The 17,485-nt window shown below is 66.9% G+C and carries 15 protein-coding genes and 1 pseudogene; 4 read left to right on the top strand and 12 right to left on the bottom strand.

Translation table 11 applies throughout. The annotated features are described in order from the left end of the window. Positions 1–80: 80 nt before the first annotated feature. The 4 genes and pseudogenes from NGR01S_RS31705 to NGR01S_RS29125 all read right to left on the bottom strand — a co-directional run. A pseudogene (locus tag NGR01S_RS31705) lies at positions 81–303 on the bottom strand (DUF5313 family protein); the annotation flags it as partial. 46 nt (positions 304–349) lie between these two features. Further along, on the bottom strand, positions 350–1,990 hold the full coding sequence (locus NGR01S_RS29135; RefSeq protein WP_063042538.1) for a SulP family inorganic anion transporter: 1,641 nt from the start codon (positions 1,988–1,990) through the stop codon (positions 350–352). Between the two features lie 2 nt (positions 1,991–1,992). Continuing rightward, a complete protein-coding gene (locus NGR01S_RS29130) occupies positions 1,993–3,852 on the bottom strand; it encodes a phosphoenolpyruvate carboxykinase (GTP) (RefSeq protein WP_063042534.1) in 1,860 nt (619 codons plus the stop codon). Positions 3,853–3,979: 127 nt separating this feature from the next. Next, positions 3,980–4,309: an ArsR/SmtB family transcription factor gene (locus NGR01S_RS29125; RefSeq protein ID WP_030519358.1), complete on the bottom strand. Its 330-nt coding sequence runs from the start codon at positions 4,307–4,309 to the stop codon at positions 3,980–3,982. Positions 4,310–4,471: 162 nt separating this feature from the next. Here NGR01S_RS29125 and NGR01S_RS31385 point away from each other — a divergent pair, with 162 nt between their 5' ends. After that, positions 4,472–4,777: a hypothetical protein gene (locus NGR01S_RS31385; protein WP_157107498.1), complete on the top strand. Its 306-nt coding sequence runs from the start codon at positions 4,472–4,474 to the stop codon at positions 4,775–4,777. 177 nt (positions 4,778–4,954) lie between these two features. On the opposite strand, the gene NGR01S_RS32955 is transcribed toward NGR01S_RS31385, so the two are convergent. The 8 genes from NGR01S_RS32955 to NGR01S_RS29085 form a co-directional block, all read right to left on the bottom strand. Further along, complete coding sequence (locus NGR01S_RS32955; protein WP_281179822.1) at positions 4,955–5,239, bottom strand: tyrosine-type recombinase/integrase; 285 nt, start codon at positions 5,237–5,239, stop codon at positions 4,955–4,957. 30 nt (positions 5,240–5,269) lie between these two features. Next, positions 5,270–5,542, bottom strand: coding sequence for a hypothetical protein (locus NGR01S_RS29115; RefSeq protein ID WP_157107497.1), 273 nt, complete (start codon positions 5,540–5,542; stop codon positions 5,270–5,272). Between the two features lie 1,068 nt (positions 5,543–6,610). Then, entirely contained in the window at positions 6,611–7,108 is a 498-nt protein-coding gene (locus NGR01S_RS31375; RefSeq protein ID WP_157107496.1) for a hypothetical protein, read from the bottom strand. A 1,094-nt stretch (positions 7,109–8,202) separates the two neighbouring features. Beyond that, positions 8,203–9,504 (bottom strand): MFS transporter, encoded by a 1,302-nt coding sequence (locus NGR01S_RS29105; RefSeq protein ID WP_063042526.1) that lies wholly within the window; start codon positions 9,502–9,504, stop codon positions 8,203–8,205. A 135-nt stretch (positions 9,505–9,639) separates the two neighbouring features. Next, positions 9,640–9,957: a YciI family protein gene (locus tag NGR01S_RS29100; protein WP_245664822.1), complete on the bottom strand. Its 318-nt coding sequence runs from the start codon at positions 9,955–9,957 to the stop codon at positions 9,640–9,642. Then, positions 9,950–11,683, bottom strand: coding sequence for a 4-oxocyclohex-2-ene-1-carboxylate 5-dehydrogenase (chcC2, locus tag NGR01S_RS29095; RefSeq protein ID WP_063042522.1), 1,734 nt, complete (start codon positions 11,681–11,683; stop codon positions 9,950–9,952). Before chcC2 ends, NGR01S_RS29100 begins: the two co-directional genes overlap by 8 nt. Positions 11,684–11,797: 114 nt before the next feature. Continuing rightward, positions 11,798–12,241 (bottom strand): Zn-ribbon domain-containing OB-fold protein, encoded by a 444-nt coding sequence (locus tag NGR01S_RS29090; RefSeq protein WP_063042520.1) that lies wholly within the window; start codon positions 12,239–12,241, stop codon positions 11,798–11,800. Next, positions 12,241–13,422 carry a thiolase family protein gene (locus tag NGR01S_RS29085; protein WP_084481803.1) on the bottom strand — a complete coding sequence of 394 codons (1,182 nt, stop codon included), beginning with the start codon at positions 13,420–13,422 and terminating at the stop codon, positions 12,241–12,243. Before NGR01S_RS29085 ends, NGR01S_RS29090 begins: the two co-directional genes overlap by 1 nt. Before the next feature lie 141 nt (positions 13,423–13,563). Here NGR01S_RS29085 and NGR01S_RS29080 point away from each other — a divergent pair, with 141 nt between their 5' ends. Genes NGR01S_RS29080 through NGR01S_RS29070 form a run of 3 tightly spaced genes read left to right on the top strand, consistent with a single transcriptional unit; the run spans position 13,564 to position 17,445 of the window. Further along, the gene (locus NGR01S_RS29080; RefSeq protein ID WP_169811989.1) at positions 13,564–15,744 is read left to right on the top strand and encodes an acetate--CoA ligase family protein; all 2,181 of its coding nucleotides are present in this window, start codon (positions 13,564–13,566) and stop codon (positions 15,742–15,744) included. 14 nt (positions 15,745–15,758) lie between these two features. Then, positions 15,759–16,259, top strand: a complete 501-nt coding sequence (locus NGR01S_RS29075; protein WP_063042514.1) for a MaoC/PaaZ C-terminal domain-containing protein — start codon at positions 15,759–15,761, stop codon at positions 16,257–16,259. A gap of 4 nt (positions 16,260–16,263) precedes the next feature. After that, positions 16,264–17,445, top strand: a complete 1,182-nt coding sequence (locus NGR01S_RS29070) for an acyl-CoA dehydrogenase family protein (protein ID WP_063042512.1) — start codon at positions 16,264–16,266, stop codon at positions 17,443–17,445. The last annotated feature ends 40 nt before the right edge of the window (positions 17,446–17,485 follow it).

The following is a 17,485-nucleotide window of genomic DNA, read 5'->3' as shown; positions in this document are numbered from 1 at the left end:
ACAATGACAATCGACCATGCCGGACGGCGCATTCGGAGACGTGGGGATTCGGGGTTGTACCGGAAGGCGCCGACAGCGCTTCACCGCCCGTGGCGTCGTTCGTAGGCCTCGCGTTCTGCGGCGTGTTTCTGGCTGGCGCTCTCGCGCATCGGCCAGTGCCGGGTCAAGCCCGTGCTTGGCGAGGCGGTGGCGGCGGTAGAGGTACATGAGCGCGGTGGTGAAGTAGATCAACGGCAGGTACAGCAGCGCCATCATCGCCAGCCCCATCCACAGCGGTCCCGGAATGAGCAGGAACACGCATAGATGTAGCGCACACGCTTGGTTAAGGTCGGCGTGGCCAGTTCACCACTCATCGAATTCCTCCGACCGGTTCGGGAAGCTCGCCCCGGGCGTGGGCAATCGCGTCGACAGTGTTCTTGAAGACCGCTTCCTCGCCCGCGGCGGGCAGCGCACCGATCGCGGCGAGGCGGCGGAGGTGATCGGCGCGCAGCCCGGACATGAGCACGGTGATGTGGTGGTGTTCGAGCTTGCGGATGGCGTCTTTGAGGACGAGGGCGCCGGTGGTGTCGAGGGCGGTGATGCGAGACATGCGCAGGATGACGACTTTCACGTCGGAGACGTCAGCCAGTTCGAGCAGGAACCGGTGCGCGGCAGCGAAGAACAGCGGGCCCTCGATCCGGTAGGCGACGACGTGGTCGCACAGCAGGTCGTGTTCTTCGGTGAGGTGATCTCCCTCGTCGAGGGGGACCTGGTCCAGGCGCGCTTCGCGGGCCACCGAGCGCAGGGCCAGCAGGATCGCGATCCCGACACCAATAGCGACAGCAGTGACCAGGTCGAAGGCGACAGTGGCGGCGAAGGTGATCACCATGATCGCGGTGTCACCGCGGGAGGCGCGGGCAATCGCGGCCAGGGACGCGGTTTCGACCATCCGCACTGTGGTGGCCAGCAGCACACCGGCGAGGGCGGCCAGCGGTATCTGGGCGACCAGTGGTGCGGCGAGGTAGAGCAAGGCGGCCAGAACGACTGCGTGGGTGAGGGCGGCGAGGCGGGTGCGGGCGCCGGAGCGGACGCTGACGGCGGTGCGGGCGATCGCGCCGGTGGCGGGGACGCCACCGAACAGTGGTGCGGCTATATTGGCCAGGCCCTGGCCGAACAGTTCGCGATCGGGATTGTGGCGGGTGCCCACCGACATCGAATCCGCGGCGGTGGCCGACAGCAGTGATTCCAAGGCGGCGAGCGCGGCCACAGCCAGCGCGGGCGCAATCAGCGAGGCGAGCTGGCCGGGATCGAGGAACCCGAGGGAGGGCGTGGGCAGCCCCGCGGGCAGGGCCCCGATACGGGTGAGGTCGAGCCCGGCGAATCCGGCCACAGCGGTGGCGACCGCGACCGCGAGGAGCGCGAAAGGCAGTTTGGGCAGGTAGCGGCCACCGATCAGCACGGCGGCAGCGACCAGCAGAGCGGTGATCGGCGGGGCAGGGTCGGGATGGTCGAGGTAGCCGCCGACCGCGTCGGAAGCCAGCTGCCACATCTTCTCGCCCTCGGCCTCGCCGACACCGAGGGCAGACGGGAACTGCTGCAACGCGATCACCACCGCGATACCGGCGGTGAATCCCTCGATCACCGGCGCCGGCATATAGCGGACCGCGCGACCGACCCCGGCCGCAGCGAGAACAATCAGCACCACACCGGCCATCAATCCGACGGCGAGGACGCCGGGACCGCCGTGTTCGGCCACGATCGGCAGCAACACCACGGTCATAGCTCCGGTGGGACCGGACACCTGGAACCGGGAGCCACCGAACACCGCGGCCACTACACCGGCGATGATCGCGGTGGCCAGGCCCGCAGCGGCGCCGAGGCCGGAACTGATCCCGAAACCGAGTGCCAACGGTAGCGCGACCAGCGCGACGATGACACCGGCGAGCAGATCCGGGCCCGGGCGGCGCAGCGCCGGTGTCCAGTCCGCCCGGGTGGGCAGCAGCGCGCGCAGGCTCACGACGCCCCGGTGGTGTCGGCGGGTCGGGCCGGGGTGTGGGCCAAGCGGTTCTTCAGCGTGGCGAGTTGATCACACAGCGGATTGGGTAGCGTGTCGGCGCCGATACCGGCATACCAGTCTTCGATGGAGGCGACCTCGTCGGCCCATTCGGCGTGGTGGACTTCGAGGGCGGCCCGTGCCGAGCGTTTGCCGGCTTCGGAGAATCCGGACAGGTCCAGCGAGCTCGGCACCGGGACATAGCCGATCGCGGTGGCGTCGGCTGCCGCGGTGCCCTCGATCCGTTCCAGCGCCCATTTCAGCACGCGCACGTTGTCGCCGAATCCCGGCCACAGGAACCGCCCGTCGGCGTCGCGGCGGAACCAGTTGACCTGGAAGATCTTCGGCAGCTTGCCCGGGTCCGCTGTTTCGCCGAGGCGCAGCCAGTGCGCGAAGTAGTCACCGACGTGATATCCGAGGAATGGCAGCATCGCCATCGGGTCCCGACGCACCACACCGACCTGCCCCGCAGCGGCGGCAGTGGTTTCCGAGGACAGCACCGAGGCGGTGAACACCCCGTGGGTCCAGTCGAAGGATTCGGCGATCAACGGGATCGTGGTGGCGCGGCGGCCGCCGAAGAAGATCGCCGACAGCGGCACCCCGGTCGGGTCGTCCCATTCCGGGGCCACCGACGGGCACTGCTCGATCGGGGTGCAGTACCGCGAGTTCGGGTGCGCGGCCGGCCCGGTCGCGGTCTCTGGGGTCCAGTCGTTGCCATGCCAATCGGTGAGATGCTGCGGTGGGGTGTCGGTGAGTCCTTCCCACCACACATCACCGGTGTCGGTGAGGGCGGTGTTGGTGAAGATCGAGTTGCCCTGCTCGATGGTGGCGATCGCGTTCGGGTTGGTCTTCGCGCCGGTGCCCGGGGCGACACCGAAGAACCCGGCCTCCGGGTTCACCGCATACAACCGGCCGTCGGGACCGAACCGCAACCAGGCGATATCGTCGCCGACCGTTTCGGCCTTCCAGCCCGCCAGGGCGGGTTCGAGCATGGCGAGGTTGGTTTTGCCGCAGGAGGACGGGAATGCCGCCGCCACATAATGGGTACGGCCCTGCGGGGAAGTGAGTTTGAGAATCAGCATGTGTTCGGCCAGCCACCCCTCGTCGCGGGCCAGAACCGAGGCGATCCGCAGCGCGAAGCACTTCTTGCCCAGCAGGGCGTTGCCGCCGTAGCCGGAGCCGTAACTCCAGATGGTCCGGTCTTCGGGGAAATGCGCAATATATTTCGTGTGGTCACACGGCCACGCCACATCCGCCTGCCCAGGACTCAGCGGCGCACCGACCGAGTGCAGACACCGGACGAACTCCGCGTCGTCGCCGAGCTGGTTCCACACCGGGGCTCCCGAGCGAGTCATGATCTGCATCGACACCGCCACATACTCCGAATCAGTGATCTGCACACCATATTTCGGGTCCTCGGCATCGAGTGGACCCATGCAGAACGCGATCACATACATGGTGCGCCCGGCCATCGCGCCGCGATAGTGCTCGGTCATCACCGTGCACATATCGACCGGATCGACCCAGTTGTTCGTCGGCCCCGCATCCCGCTTGTCTCGTGAGCAGATGAAGGTGCGGTCCTCCACCCGCGCCACATCCTCGGGATCAGAGACACACCAGAACGAGTTCGGCTTCCCCGACAACGCCACAAAGGTGCCCTTGTCCACCAAGCGAGCGGTCAACCGATCCCACTCCTGGCGCGACCCATCGCACCACACCACATCCTCGGGCGCGGTCAGATCGGCAACCTCGGCCACCCACGCCAAGACCTGCGCATGATCAGTGGGCGCGGCCACCGGCGCCATCGCCGGCGCGGGCATGTGATCGGTATCCACCACTATCTCCTCCGTGAACAACTAGATGACTATGTAGGAAAATATGCAAACAGGAAACCCGCGACTCCCCCCACCCGATACGCGCCGCGAGGATCGCCGAGAGCCCGAACCGTCAGGCGGGCTGTTCCAGAACCTCCGCCTGACCCGCCACCACCCCGGTCAGGATGGCCCGCGCCGCGGTCAGCAGCTGCGCCACCTGCGGCGAGGTCAGCTCATAGGTCACCGACAAACCCTCCCGGCGACTGGTGATCAACCCCGCCCGCCGCAAAACGGCCAGCTGCTGCGACAAATTCGCCGCCTCGACATCGATATCGGCCAACATCTCCGACACCGCATGCTCCCGCTGACTGAGCAACTCCAGCACCCGAATCCGCACCGGATGCCCCAACGTCTTGAAGAACTCCGCCTTCATCTGATACAAGGGCCTGCTCGATCCCGGCATCTTCCCGCCTTTCGGCCAACCTACTATTTGCATAGATTAGCAAGCAGATAACCTGCCGGATCCGCCACAACCCGCATCGAGTCGTATCTCACATCGTGGGCACCGTCTCGATGCCCCACAGTGCGCTCCAAGACACCCGGCGATGTCCTGTGGATTGCACGCATGAGCGAGCAGCGGTTCGGCACCAGTGCCCACCACTACCTCCCCGCCGGAGCCGACGTGGCAGCGGCCCTGCACGATGGTGACGAACAAGCCCTGCACGCAGTGTGGGGCACCTACCAACGCCGCCGCCTGCTCCGCGCTGCTCTCACCGGACTCGCAACCTCCGACACCGATCCCCGGCCCGCCGCCGACCACCTCCGCGCCACCTCACCGAACACGCCGCACTGGCTGAGGTCACCCCAGCGCAGGCCCTGGAAGCCAACCGCCGCCTCATCGAACTTCTCACCACCCGCCAGTGGCCGGTGATACGAGAGGCCCGCGAAGCCGGTGACGACTGGATCGCCATCGGCGCCGCACTGCAGATGACCGACCACGACGCCGCCGACTGGTACACCCGAGAAGTCGCCCACCAGGAAACAGCCGCACCCCGCCTCCACGACACCCGACCGCGCCGCGACCGGAGACATCCGTAGCATCAAGCTCCTACCGACGACGGCGAGCAACCGGGTCGCTGTCGGCCTGATAACGCCGTAACCCGTCGTCGGAGATCCGCGCGTACCTGACGAGGCTACGGATCGAGGTGTGCCCGGACAGCTTCATCAACACCGGCGTCGACGCGCCGTCCTCCGCGGCGTGGGTGAACCTGGAGTGGCGTAGCTGATGCAACAGACGGCGCCGACACCGATCGGGGGTGTCTTCATTACTGTTCAGGGGGTATTTCGGACCTGTCCGTGGCCGCAGCTGGCCGGGCCGCCCACCGTGATCCACCGTGCGAGGCGGCCCGTCCAGGCGTCGAGATCATTGGTCTTGGCGGCTCATCCAGGGCGGTGAGTAGGACCCGGCCCGCTGTGCTTCCTGATCCTGCCTGATCTGCTGATGTACACGCCGGATGTCGGTGGCGAGGTTGTAGATCGTGTCCAGTTCTCGGTCGGTTCCGCCCATGATCTCGACTGCGGATTCGCCCATTTCGACGTCGTAGTCCCAGTGCACGATCTCCTCGGCGGCGTGCCGCAGGCATCCCGGGTCGGTGACGATGATGTCGTCGTCGTAGATCCGTACCCAGACCCGCACGTCGCTGCCTTCGCACGGTGAGTAGCCATACATCCGGCGGGATCGGTTTCGCCGGCGCCGAGCAGGCAGCCTCGACTGTGCACGGCTTCTGCGGTCGTGGACAAGACCTCCGCGGCGTCGACTGCTGCCTCGATCCGATCACACAGAGGCCCGTCGGTGATCCGCAGCAATCCACGTAGCGGGTAGTGGATTTGGTGGAAGGCCACCGCGACGGTGCTCCATTCGACCCAGGCGATATCGGCGTCCTCCCGCACTCGTTTCGCCTCGCGCAGCACGGTGTAAGCGGTGTCGCGGAACTGCTCGCGATGCTCGGGCTCGCAGGGCACCACCCGATGGGGTTCCCGTCGGTCCCGGTCACCGTGATCGGCCGCAGCCGGGTCGACAGCAGCGCACGCAGCTGCGGCAACAACACGTCCGCAGCAGCGACAACGCCTTTCCCGGTGGGGTCGGCCATGCCGTCCTGGGGCAGTTGTGCGGCGTCTTCGCGCCGGATATAGCGTTGGACGCCGTCGATCTCGAATTTGCGCGGCCGCAGGAACGAATCCCGTTCGGCCGCTTCGACGGCGCGTGCATGTTCGGTGCGTTCGTCTCCGCGGCGCAACGCGGTGGTGTGTTTCTTCACGCCTTCCTCGGCCATGATGCGGCGGGGCCGGCGCCGACGGCGCGCGCTGCTGTCCTTGGGCATATCCCTTGTCCGTTTCCGGCGGCGATGCCCACGCCAGCGCCGCCTACGACAAGAGCAGACATACGAATAAGAGGGGGGATCGAAGCTTTCGCGGGCCCCGGGTAGGACCTTGGCCGTCATGGTCGCCACCCGGCGTGGGCGGGGCGACTCCGGCGGAAACGATGGAGCGCGTGCGCGTCCTGCACTCCACAGCCCAGTCTATCGTCTCGCACACAGCAGGGGTCCTGATTCCGTCGACGCCGCCTAATCGAGAGGCGTGTCAGGGCGAATGCCGGACGGCCGACTCCGGCGCCTTGCCATCAATGACGAGTACGGCAACGAGAACCGCGGTAGGCGGGGTGGGCGTCGGCCTTCCCTGTTCCAGGCCGTTCTCTGCCTGGGCCTTACCGATCCGCCACGATTGTGCTGGGCCTCTTGGGTTTGCTGTGCGGTGCGTCGGCTACATGGTGCGACGATTGGCACCCTGCGGCGGTCAGGCCGAAAACGAGTACGCCGCTTGCGTATTCGGGTTGGAAGTCGCGGGGCGAGCGCTGGTTTCGCGCTCCCTTGTCGGGGCTTCGATCTACAGTCTGCTTGGCCGGTTCCGGCAGGGGGTCGTGGAACGAAGGGGTGTGCAGGTGGGTAGACGTCGTCGTCGCTCGTCGGATGTCGGTGTGCTGGGTATGGCTGGGATCGCTGTGTTCGTCGTTGGGGTGCCGGCGGTGCAGTTCGCTCGCGACAACATCGCGGTCATCGTCGCCGTGGTGATCGTGTTGGTTGCCGGGGTGGTCGCTGCGTTCTATGCCCGCCATTGGCTGCGGCGGCGCCGGCTGGAACGGGACCAGGATCGTCTGCGGGCGGTGCTGCCGTTCCACGCGATGGATGACAAACAGTTCGAGCATGCGTTGGCCTCGTTGTGCCGGTCTGCGGGGTGCCGGGATGTCGAGTCGATATCGACACTGGTCGCCCCTGCCCCCGGCCGTCGTCGGCCGAGCGTCGCCGCAACCGGCGGAACGCAGACATACTCGCAGTTCGCGGGGACGCAGTGCCATCGCCACCGCCGGACGGCCGCGGGTACCGACCCGGTGGCGGATCGGCCAGCGGCCGGCGATCGTAGCCAGTGCCAGTGCGAGTTCTGTGACGGCGAAGGCGTCGCCGGCGCAGCGCCGGGACCGGCACCGAATGCCACGAACGCCTTCCGGGGGATCGGCGGTTTCTCGGGGTCCCATCGATCGGACCCGGCGCGGCCCGGCTGTCCGGTCATATCGTGCCGCTGCTGCGCGACCCGCTGACATTCCTGTCGTCCCTGGCGAGTGCCGGCAGTGCGCTCGTACGAATACGGATCGGTCCCGGGGACGCGGTCGTCGTCTGCGACCGGACCTCGCCGATCGAGTGCTGCGTGACAGTCGCTTCCACCGACGGCAACCCGTCTACCGATCTACCGACAGCGCGGAGGCCGGCCCTCGATTTCCCGAGCCCCGGCCGGCGCGTCGGCCGACCGGGGGCTTCGTCGGTGCCAGCACGTTCTCCGTTGCGCGACCACTCTCGGTGAGAACCCCTCGATCCCGCCGGGGTCGTCGTCGCTGACCGCCGACGAACCGATGATCGTCGAATTGGTAGAAACGGCACATCGGCCAACCGGGATGCCGGTCAGCAGGGATGATCGTCCGGGGTTGGCCTCGATCGAGCGTGTGCACCAGCAGGCCTGGGGGCCTCGCAGGTCGTGGTGGCTCGCCGGGGCGCGGTGGTGACCCGGCCCGAGGTGCCGTCGAGTGCGGTCTCGAAGGCCTCGGCAAGCCGGCTGTCGGCGGCCGGCCTCGACCGCCGCCAGTGCCGGTCCGCAGGCCCGGCCGGTAGGCGGACTGCCCGCAGTTCACGACTGTGCTCGACGTGATCCGGGCGCCCGGCCGGGCCGGTGGTACCCGGTCTCGCCGGCCGTACGAATATCGCGGGCAGCGGAGAATGCCATGTCCCGGCTTGCGAGTATCCGCAGGCCCTATCGGCGCTGGGTTCCCTTCCGCCGCACCACTGCCACAGTTCGTCGGCGAGGTGCATCCGAACGGCGTCCGGCTCGGTGGTGGAGCGCGACCGATCCGCTCAGGAGCACAGCGGCGGCGGCGAACGAGACGGCGAGGACGGTGAACGGGGTGGAGCCCAGCGCCGTGGTTCCGAGTACCGCGGTGCCGGCCGCAGTACCGGCGTAGAGCGCGGAGTTGTTCCAGGAGACCGCGGGGGCGCGGAGATCGCCCATTGTCGCCGTGAGGTATTCCTGGCCGGTACCGACATACGCCGCGCCGGCCGCGAAGGTGACGACCCACCCCGCGACGCAGACCCAGGCGATATCCGAGCTCGTCGCGGCGTACAGCCCCACGATCATCAGCGACCCGTAGCCGATGTTCAGGATGAACTGATCGCGACCGCGTCGGTGGAAGAGATCGACGAGGTACCCGGCGACCAGCGCGCCGACCATCGATCCGAATCCGACCGCCGCGCCGACGAGGCCGAGCCGGGGGGTGTCGAAACCGAACCGGTGCAGGAGCAGGGCACCGGCAAAGGTGTAGGTCGCGTACCGGGCGGCCTGGGCGAAGAAGTTCGCGGACACCACCAGGGTGAAGTCGTGGTTGCGCCACAGCCCGACCGATGCCGCCAGCATCCGCCGTGGACTGCGGTTTCGTGGCGGAACGCGGGTCTCGCCGGTGAGGTTGAGGCCCACCAGTACAGTGGCGAGGGCCGCGGCGATCGCGATGGCCGCGAATACCCACCGCCAGCTCACCGTATCGGCGACGACCGCACCGGCGGGGACACCGAGGATCTGGCCCGCCGCGAAGAACGCGGAGACGCGTGATACCGCACGACCGCGTTCTGCCGCGGCGGCGGTCTCCGTGACATAGGACCACACCGCGGGACCCATCAGCGCGGCGCCGGCACCGGCGAGTACTCGTCCCGCGATGAGGAACTCGTACGACGGTGCCAGCGCGCTGAATATTTCGCCGGCGACAAATACGCAGGCTCCGGCCACGATCGTCGTCCTGCGGGTCCACCTGTCGGCCAGGGCCGCTACCAGCGGACTGACGGTGGCGTAGGTCAGCGCGAAGGCGGAGACCGACATGGCCGCGCGGGCAGTGGAAATGCCGAACTCATTCGCCAGCACGGGGATCAGCGGGGACAGAACGAACATTTCCGAACCCAGCAGGAAGAACAGCACACTCGCCAGCGCGTGTCTGCCCCACGGAGTCCGGACGGCACCGGCCTGTACATCCGCGACTTCCACTTCGCCGGAAACCGATTCGGTAGCCATACCTTTCCTTCCATCGATCGGCACCGCCCGGTGGAAGGCGTCTGTCGGCAAACCGTCGGATACACCGCAGCGATGTGCCCGAGCACGTGGACGATGCCGCCCGGACCCGGACGAGGTGGAATTCGCCCGATTCCGTTACGGGTGGCGTGTCCGGGCGTCGGCCGCCCACGGACCGATCATCGGGATCCACTCCGTGATCTCGTACGAGGCGATATGCCCGTGCCGGTAGAACGGATCGTCCTCGACGACCGTGACGATGTCGTCCTTCCGGCGGGCCGAATAGATCATCGCCGCGCCGGCCTTCTCACCGGCGGCGAAGGGCCCGGATCCGAGGATCAGCCCCCGGTCCGCCGCCGCGGCGAGGTGATCCTTGTGCTCGGGACGCCGCGCGTCGCGGCCTGCGTGGTCGTCGGTATAGCGATACCGGACCAGGAAGAACGGCACGTCACGCACCCCTCGACGTCTCGGTGGTCGCGGCACCGTGGGACTGCCGGGCGAGGCCGGCGGCGTCGCGGCCGATGGTGTAGCCGAAGACGAGGGCGGGGCCGATGTTCGCGCCGTATCCCGGGTAGCCGCCACCGAATATGCTCACCGCCGCCGAACCGGCCGCGAACAGTCCGGGGATGGGCCGGTCGTTCTGATCGAGTACGCGGCTGTGTTTGTCGACGGCGAGACCCGAGTAGGCGCCGAGGTCGCCCATCTGGATCCGCGCCGCGTAATAGGGGCCCTTGTCGATCGGTTCGAGGTTGGGGTTCGGGGTATGGGCCATATCGCCCTTGAAGTGATGGAACCAGTTGGATCCCCGGTTGAATTTCGGGTCCTCGCCCCGCGCGGCACCGCTGTTGAACTCCGCGAGCGTCTGCTGCAGGCCCCGGGCATCGACGCCGATCTTGTTCGCGAGTTCCTCGACCGTGTTCGCGCGATGGAGGAACCCGGTCTTCTTGAAATAGCCCTGCGGGATCGGCCACGGCTTGGCATAGCCGATGCCGTACTTCCGCATCGCTTTCGAGTCGGCGATGATGTAGCCGACCGTATCGTCGGCGCCGACATTGTCCCGGATCATCGCCACCCCGAAATCGTGGTACGAGCTCGATTCGTTGGCGAAACGCTCGCCGCGGCGGTTCACCGCTATCAGACCCGGCAGCCCGAAAGCGCGCAGGTGCGGGAAGATACGCTGCTGCCCGCGCAGCCCCGTGAACACGGTGACCGGTGCCCAGGCGGCGGGTTCGTGCACTGCGGTATCGACGTGTCCACCGAGCGGCGCGGTGAGCCGGACATTGTCGCCGTCGTGACCCACCGTCGGCGTGAAGTGGTTGTGGCTGTGCGGGTCGTGCTGCCAGTACTCGCCGCGCAGTGCGGCGTCCGCCGAGTATCCGCCCGCAGCGATCACCACGCCGAGCCGCGCCTCCACGGTGCATGCCTGCGCGCCGCCGAGTACGGCGCCGGTGACGATGCCGTGCTCGTTGCGGACGATCTTCGTCACGGGGGTCCCGGTCCACATCCGAATGCCGAGCTTCGCGGCCGACGAGACCATCCGCACCATGAGCGAGTTGCCGTTGGTGCGATCGAAGGAGCGGCGGAATACCGCGGTCTCGGCCCAGGTCTTCAGCAGTTTCTTCGTGACATAGACGAACGACTTCCATGATTGGTTCGCGTGCAGGAATTCCGCGATATCGGGCCCGACCTCGGGCATGTAGCCGAACACCGTGTAGGTGTCGAGGTAGGGGCGCAGGCGCAGCCGGTTCGCGCCGAGCATGCGCGCGTCCGCCATCTTGCCGGAGATCGCCCGGCCGGAGGCTTTGGCGCCGGGGATATCCATCTGATAGTCGGGTGCCATTTCGGGGTAGACGAATTCGACATCGGTTTCCCGCTCCAGCCAGTCGATGGCCTCCGGTACTTCGTCGAGGAAGGTCCCCACCATTTCGGCCTTGAAGCAGTCCTGGGCAAGCGCCCTGATGTAGGTCTCGATCTCTTCTCGGGTGTCTCCTTCGGCAACACCCTGTTTGTTGCCGGGAACCCAAGCCCAGCCACCGGAGATCGCGGTGGTGCCGCCGAGCCACTGCGATTTCTCGGCGACGATCACGCTGTGACCTTCGCTCGCCGCCTTGAGCGCCGCGGCCATCCCGGCCGCGCCGGACCCGGCGATCAACAGATCGCATTTGACGGTTTTCGGGCTCATACTTCGTTTCCTTTCCGCTGAGCGTTGTCCGGGCGCGGCCGTGGTTCGCGCGGCGTTGCCGGATGAGGGAGTACTCGGAGTGGATGGGGTTACCGGGCCCGTGCGGGCCTGGGGTCACCGGGCTGGTTCGGGCCGGTCGCCGGTGCCGACGGGACGTGCGGCGAAGGACATCCGGTCGGTGTAGCGGAGGGCGACGATCTCGACTCGATCGTCGGGCCGGACCTCGGTGTCACCCCACAGGCGAGTCGCCAGCCGCAGCTTTTCGTCGAGGTCGACGACGCATACGCGGTAGGGCACCTCGTCGACGAACGCGGTGGGCGCGGCGTGGATCGTGGTGAACGAGTAGAGGATGCCCAGGCCGGACAGTTCGATCCAGCTGACCTGTGGATCCCAGGTGTATGGGTCGATCGGTTTCGGCGGAAAGGTGAGCCGGCCGGTGGCCGTACTCGCGGTCGTGATCAACCGTCCTTCGCCGAGCGCGGTCCAGAACGGCTCGGTGGCCTCGGTGATGCGCGGGGGATAGGGATGCCGAGCGGGGATATCGACGATCGGGATCATCAGTGCACGCCTTCCAGGATGTGAACCAGTGCGGCGTTGTAATTGCCGAGTTCGGCGCTGGTGAGCGCGAGTTCCGCGTCGCGGACCTGGCGTGCGCCGGCCGCTCCGCACAGTTGCTCGAACGCTTCGACGAAGCTGTAGAGCGGGGTGATGTAGGCGGGGTGCCCGCGTGAGGTGAGACCGCCCGAGGTGCAGATCGGGATATCGCCGCCGAGGCCGGTGCGACCCTCGGCCGCGTATTTCGCGCCCATCCCACGGGGTGTCAGGCCGAGGGCCTCCGCCGCCAGCACCTCGACTATGGTGCACGGCGCGTAGATTTCGGCCAGGTCGATATCGGACGCAGTGACCCCGGCGTCGTGGTAGGCCTGCCGGCCGGCGACCCGGGCCGCCTCGAGCGCGGTCATATCGTTGGGTGTTTCGCTGATCTGGTGTGCTCCCTCGTGGTAGAAGCCGCGGGAGCGAACGCGTACATAAGGTCGGCCCGTAGATCGGGCGACCTCCTCTTCGGCGAGGACGAGGCAGACGGCGCCGTCACTGCGCGGCGGTACCTCGTAGAGTCCGAGCGGTTCGACGATCATGGGTTGGGCCAGTACCTCGTCGAGGGTGATCGGAGTGCGGAACTGCGCCAACGGGTTCAGTTCGGCATGGCGGCGATTCTTCACCGCGACGGTGGCCAGCTCCGCGCGCGACGATCCGTGGTCGTGGATGTAGCGCGTGGCATCCATCGCGTACCAGGCGATCGGCGTGATCCCGAACGGGGCCTGGAAGTCGACATCGCCCACGGCGCGCATCGAACTCATCATGTGTTCGCGTGCGGGGATCGCCGTTTCGAAGTTCACTCCCAGTGCCAGCGAGACTTTCGAGCGCCCGAGCAGGATGTCGTTGGCGGCGTGCTCGAAGGCGAAGCCGCCGGTCATCCCGTTGCCCAGTACTTCGCAGACGTTCCCCGCGCAGGGTAGTTGCAGGTAGTGCGCCATGAAGGTGGCGAAGTACTTCTGTGCCGTATAGGGCCGGGGCTGTGCGAAAGCCATGCCCTGCACATCGCTTTTGTCGATCCCGGCTGCCGCGGTGGCCTGCAGTACCAGCCGGGCCAGGACCTCGTGTTCGAGTACCTGGACAGCCGAGTCGGGCGGGCTCTGCCACTTGCCGACGGGCAGGGCGGCGGCCCCGATGATGGTCACGGTTCTTTCCACGGGCGAGTCCCTACTTCTCAACGGCCTGAAAGCACCGTCGGTGTGATGCGGCCTCTTGACAGATCGGTCTGTGACTCACAACATATCAATGGAAGGACCAATGCGCCACTTGGTCAGAAGGAGGATTTTGTGACCCAGCCGAACGGGAGAAGTCTATTTCTCCACGATGACCTGGAAAAACTCATCGATCCCGCGGTGATCGCGGTGGTCGGGGCCTCGACGACCCCGGGTGGTTTCGGTCATCGCACGATGGAGAACCTGCGCGGCTTCACCGGCCGCGTCTACGGAGTGAACCCCCGCTACGACAGTGTGGAAGGCCGGGTCTGCGTACCGACACTGGGTGATCTTCCCGAAGTGCCCGACTGCGTAATCGTCTGTGTGGCACGGCAGCTGGTGTTGGAGACACTCGAGGAAGCCGCTCGGATCGGCGCCCGCGGCGCCGTCGTCTACGCCTCGGGCTTCAGTGAAACCGGCCGCGACGAGGACATCGCCGCACAGCACGCCATCGCCGAACTGTCCCGGCGCACCGGCCTGCGGGTCGCGGGACCCAACTGTGTGGGTCTGGTCAATGTCTCCACCGGCGGCGCCATGAACTTCATGACCGACTCGGGGGCGATCACCGCGGGCGCGGGCGGGGGAATCGCGATCGTGTCCCAGAGCGGCGCACTCGGCTACACCGTCCTGCAGGCTGTCGCGCGCGGCGTCGGTATCAGCCACTACCTCGCCGCGGGGAATTCCGCCGATGTCGATGTCTGCGACTACATCGCCTATCTGGCCGAAGAACCCACGGCCGAAGTGATCATCTGCCTGCTGGAAGGGGTCGGGAGCGGCGAGCGCTTCCTGCGGGCCGCCCGACTCGCCGAGGCCGCCGGCAAACCGCTCATCGTCTACAAGGCGGGTAACAGTGAGAAGAGCGGACAGGCCGCGCTGTCGCACACCGGCACCCTGACCGGTTCGACCGCGGCGTACCGAGCGGCCTGCGAACAAGTCGGTGCGATCTGGCTGGACGACCTCGAAGCGCTGACCGAAACCGCCGCGTTCTTCGCCAAGAATCCGAAGGGCCCGGATACGGCCGGGGTCGGCATCATGTCCACCTCCGGGGGCGCCGGCGTGATCAACGCCGATAAAGCGGATGACAACGAGCTCGAGCTGCCCGATCTGCACGAGAGCACCCGCGATGTCCTCACCGAAGTCGTACCGGTATTCGGGTCGATCGGTAACCCGGCCGATCTGACCGCCGAAGTGCTCAAGGACGCGGCCACCTTCTCCCGCTGTCTGGACGCGTTCGCCGCCGACCCGGGCCTCGGCGCGGTCGTGGTGCCACTGGTATTCGTGCACGAGTCGACGACCGGTGTGCGCGCGCCGCTGCTCAGCGCGGCCGGGGCCCGCACTGATACCGCCCTCGCCGCGGTGTGGATGAACGATTGGCTGGAGGGTCCGGGCAGCCGCGTCCTCGACGGCGATCCGAACGTCACGCTGTTCCGTTCCCCGGCACGGTGTATGCGCGCGATCCGGCTGTGGCAGGACTGGCACGCGCGCCGCCGGCGCCTGGCCGGCACCCGCCGCGCGGAGCGGGTCTCGGACCCCGCCGCCGCGGTAACCGCCCGTGAGATTCTCGCCGTCGGTGCTATCGGCGCGACGGCGCTGACCGAACAGCACGCGAAGGCCATCCTGTCCGCCTATGGGATCGCCGTTCCCCAGGACGTTGCCGCTCGCACCCCGGACGAGGCGGCGCAGGCAGCCGACCGGATCGGCTATCCGGTGGTGCTCAAGGTCGCCTCGCCCGATATCCAGCACAAAACCGAAATCGGTGCGGTCCGGCTGGGCCTCACCTCCGCAGCGGAAGTGCGGCGGGCAGCGGCGGAAATCCTCGACAACGTCGCCCTGCTCGCGCCCGGCGCGCGGGTCGAGGGTCTCAGCGTGCAGACAATGCTCGACAGCGGGGCGGAAGTCCTGCTCGGCGCCCGGATCGATCGACAGTTCGGTCCGCTGATCACCGTCGGTTCCGGCGGCATCCTGGTGGAGTTGCATCGTGATGTCTCGACCCGGCTGGCGCCGGTATCGGTGGACGATGCCCGCCGGATGATCGAATCACTGCGGCTGTACCAGATCCTGACCGGTGTGCGGGGCGACCCCGGCTACGACATGGAGGCCCTGGTCGACGCCGTCGCCAGATTCTCGGAGATGGTCGGCGATCTCGCGGACATCCTCACCGAGGTGGATGTGAACCCGTTGATCGTCGGCCGTTCCGGCGCCACCGCCGCCGACGCCCTCGTCGCCGTAGGCGATACCGAAGCAGCGACCGTCTAGGAGGACAACAGAACATGGGCAAATGTGTCGAAGAATTCGTTGTCGGTGAAGTATCGGTCAGCCCGGGGCGCACTGTCACCGAAACCGACGTGGTCCAGTATTCCTGGGTTTCCGGCGATACGAACCCCATGCACACCGACGCCGAATACGCCGCTCGCTCGCCGCTCGGCCGGCGCATCGCGCACGGCACCCTGGGCATGTCCATCTGCACGGGACTCAGCGCCCGGATGGGGCAGTTCGACGGCACCTCCATCGCCGCCCTCGGCGTGGACGAATGGCAATTCCTCGCCCCCGTTTTCATCGGCGACACGGTCCACCTGCGCACCACCGTCGTATCGAGCCGGGTGAGCTCGACCAAACCCGATCGCGGGGTGGTGGTCCGGCGGATGGAGCTACTCGATCAGAACGCACAAGTAGTCCAGCGCGGGCTGATGAAAACCATGGTGTACAGCAAGGCCGGTCTCGCGGCCGCCCGGCGACAGCCCCCGCTGAACCGAACAGACCACAAGGAGTAACCGTATGACCACCGCAGCCATCCGCCGGAGCGGCGATCTCGTCAATACCGCCGGGCTGTCCGACGAACAACTCATGATCCGTGACAGTGTGCTGGATATTCTGCACCGCACCCTGCCCCTCGACAGTATTCGTGACCTCGACGAGAAGCGGCAGTTCCCGGAAGAGGCGTACCAGGCGCTCGCCGCATCCGGATTCCTCGGTATTCCGTTCGAGGAGAAATACGGCGGGGCCGACGGGTCGTTCAAGGATCTGACGGTTCTCATGGAAACCCTCGGATACCACTACACCGGTATCGGCCAGGGTGTGATGACCACCTCGATCTACGCGGGTGGCCATGTCGCCAAGTTCGGCTCCGACGAACTGAAGAGCCGCATCATCCCGCAGATCATCGAGGGGAAGGTCAAGCTCGCGCTGGCCATGTCGGAACCGGGGACCGGCTCCGATGTGGCGGGTCTGAAGACGAAAGCGGTCCGCCGCGACGACGGATATGTGCTGTCCGGGACGAAGGTGTGGATCACCTGCGGCCATGTGGCCGACTACCTCGTCGTCATCGCGAAGACCGATCCGTCCGCGCCCCGCCACCAGGGGCTGAGTACGTTCCTCGTCGACGCCCGGGCCGCGGGCGTGACGATCAACCCGCTCTCGATGCTCGGCCGGCGCACCACCCACGCGAACGAGGTGATACTCGACGAGGTCTTCGTGCCTGCGGCGAACCTGATCGGCGAGGAGAACAAGACCTGGAAGAATCTCATGAAATGCCTGGCCGTCGAGCGGCTGGCGCTGGCGTCGATCTCGGCCGGGCACTGCTTCCGGATCACCGAGTACGCCCAGGAATACGCGAAGAACCGTATCCAGTTCGACCGGCCGATTTCCAATTTCCAAGTGATCCAGCACAAGCTGGTCGATATGCGGATCATGGCCGAAACCGCACGGCAGTCGGTCTACCGGGTCGCCGAACTCCTCGATGCGGGCCACGATGCGATCGAGGAGACATCGATCGCGAAAATCGTCTGCACCGAGAACAACTTCAAATGTGCCGATATGGGACTACAGATTCTCGGCGGCGCCGGTTATTCCATGGAATACGATATGCAGATGTTCTTCCGCGACTCCCGGGTCGGTCCCATCGGTGGCGGCACGAACGAGATCCAGCGCAATGTCATAGCCAAACGAATGGGACTCTGAGCCCCCGTGACGAGAGGTACCACAATGGGGCGAAGAATAC

The sequence above is a fragment of the Nocardia grenadensis NBRC 108939 genome (assembly GCF_001613445.1).
In the GTDB taxonomy this organism is placed as follows: Bacteria; Actinomycetota; Actinomycetes; order Mycobacteriales; family Mycobacteriaceae; genus Nocardia; species Nocardia grenadensis.
Note: the sequence above shows the minus strand (reverse complement) of the source record. Positions and strands in the feature narration are given on the sequence as shown.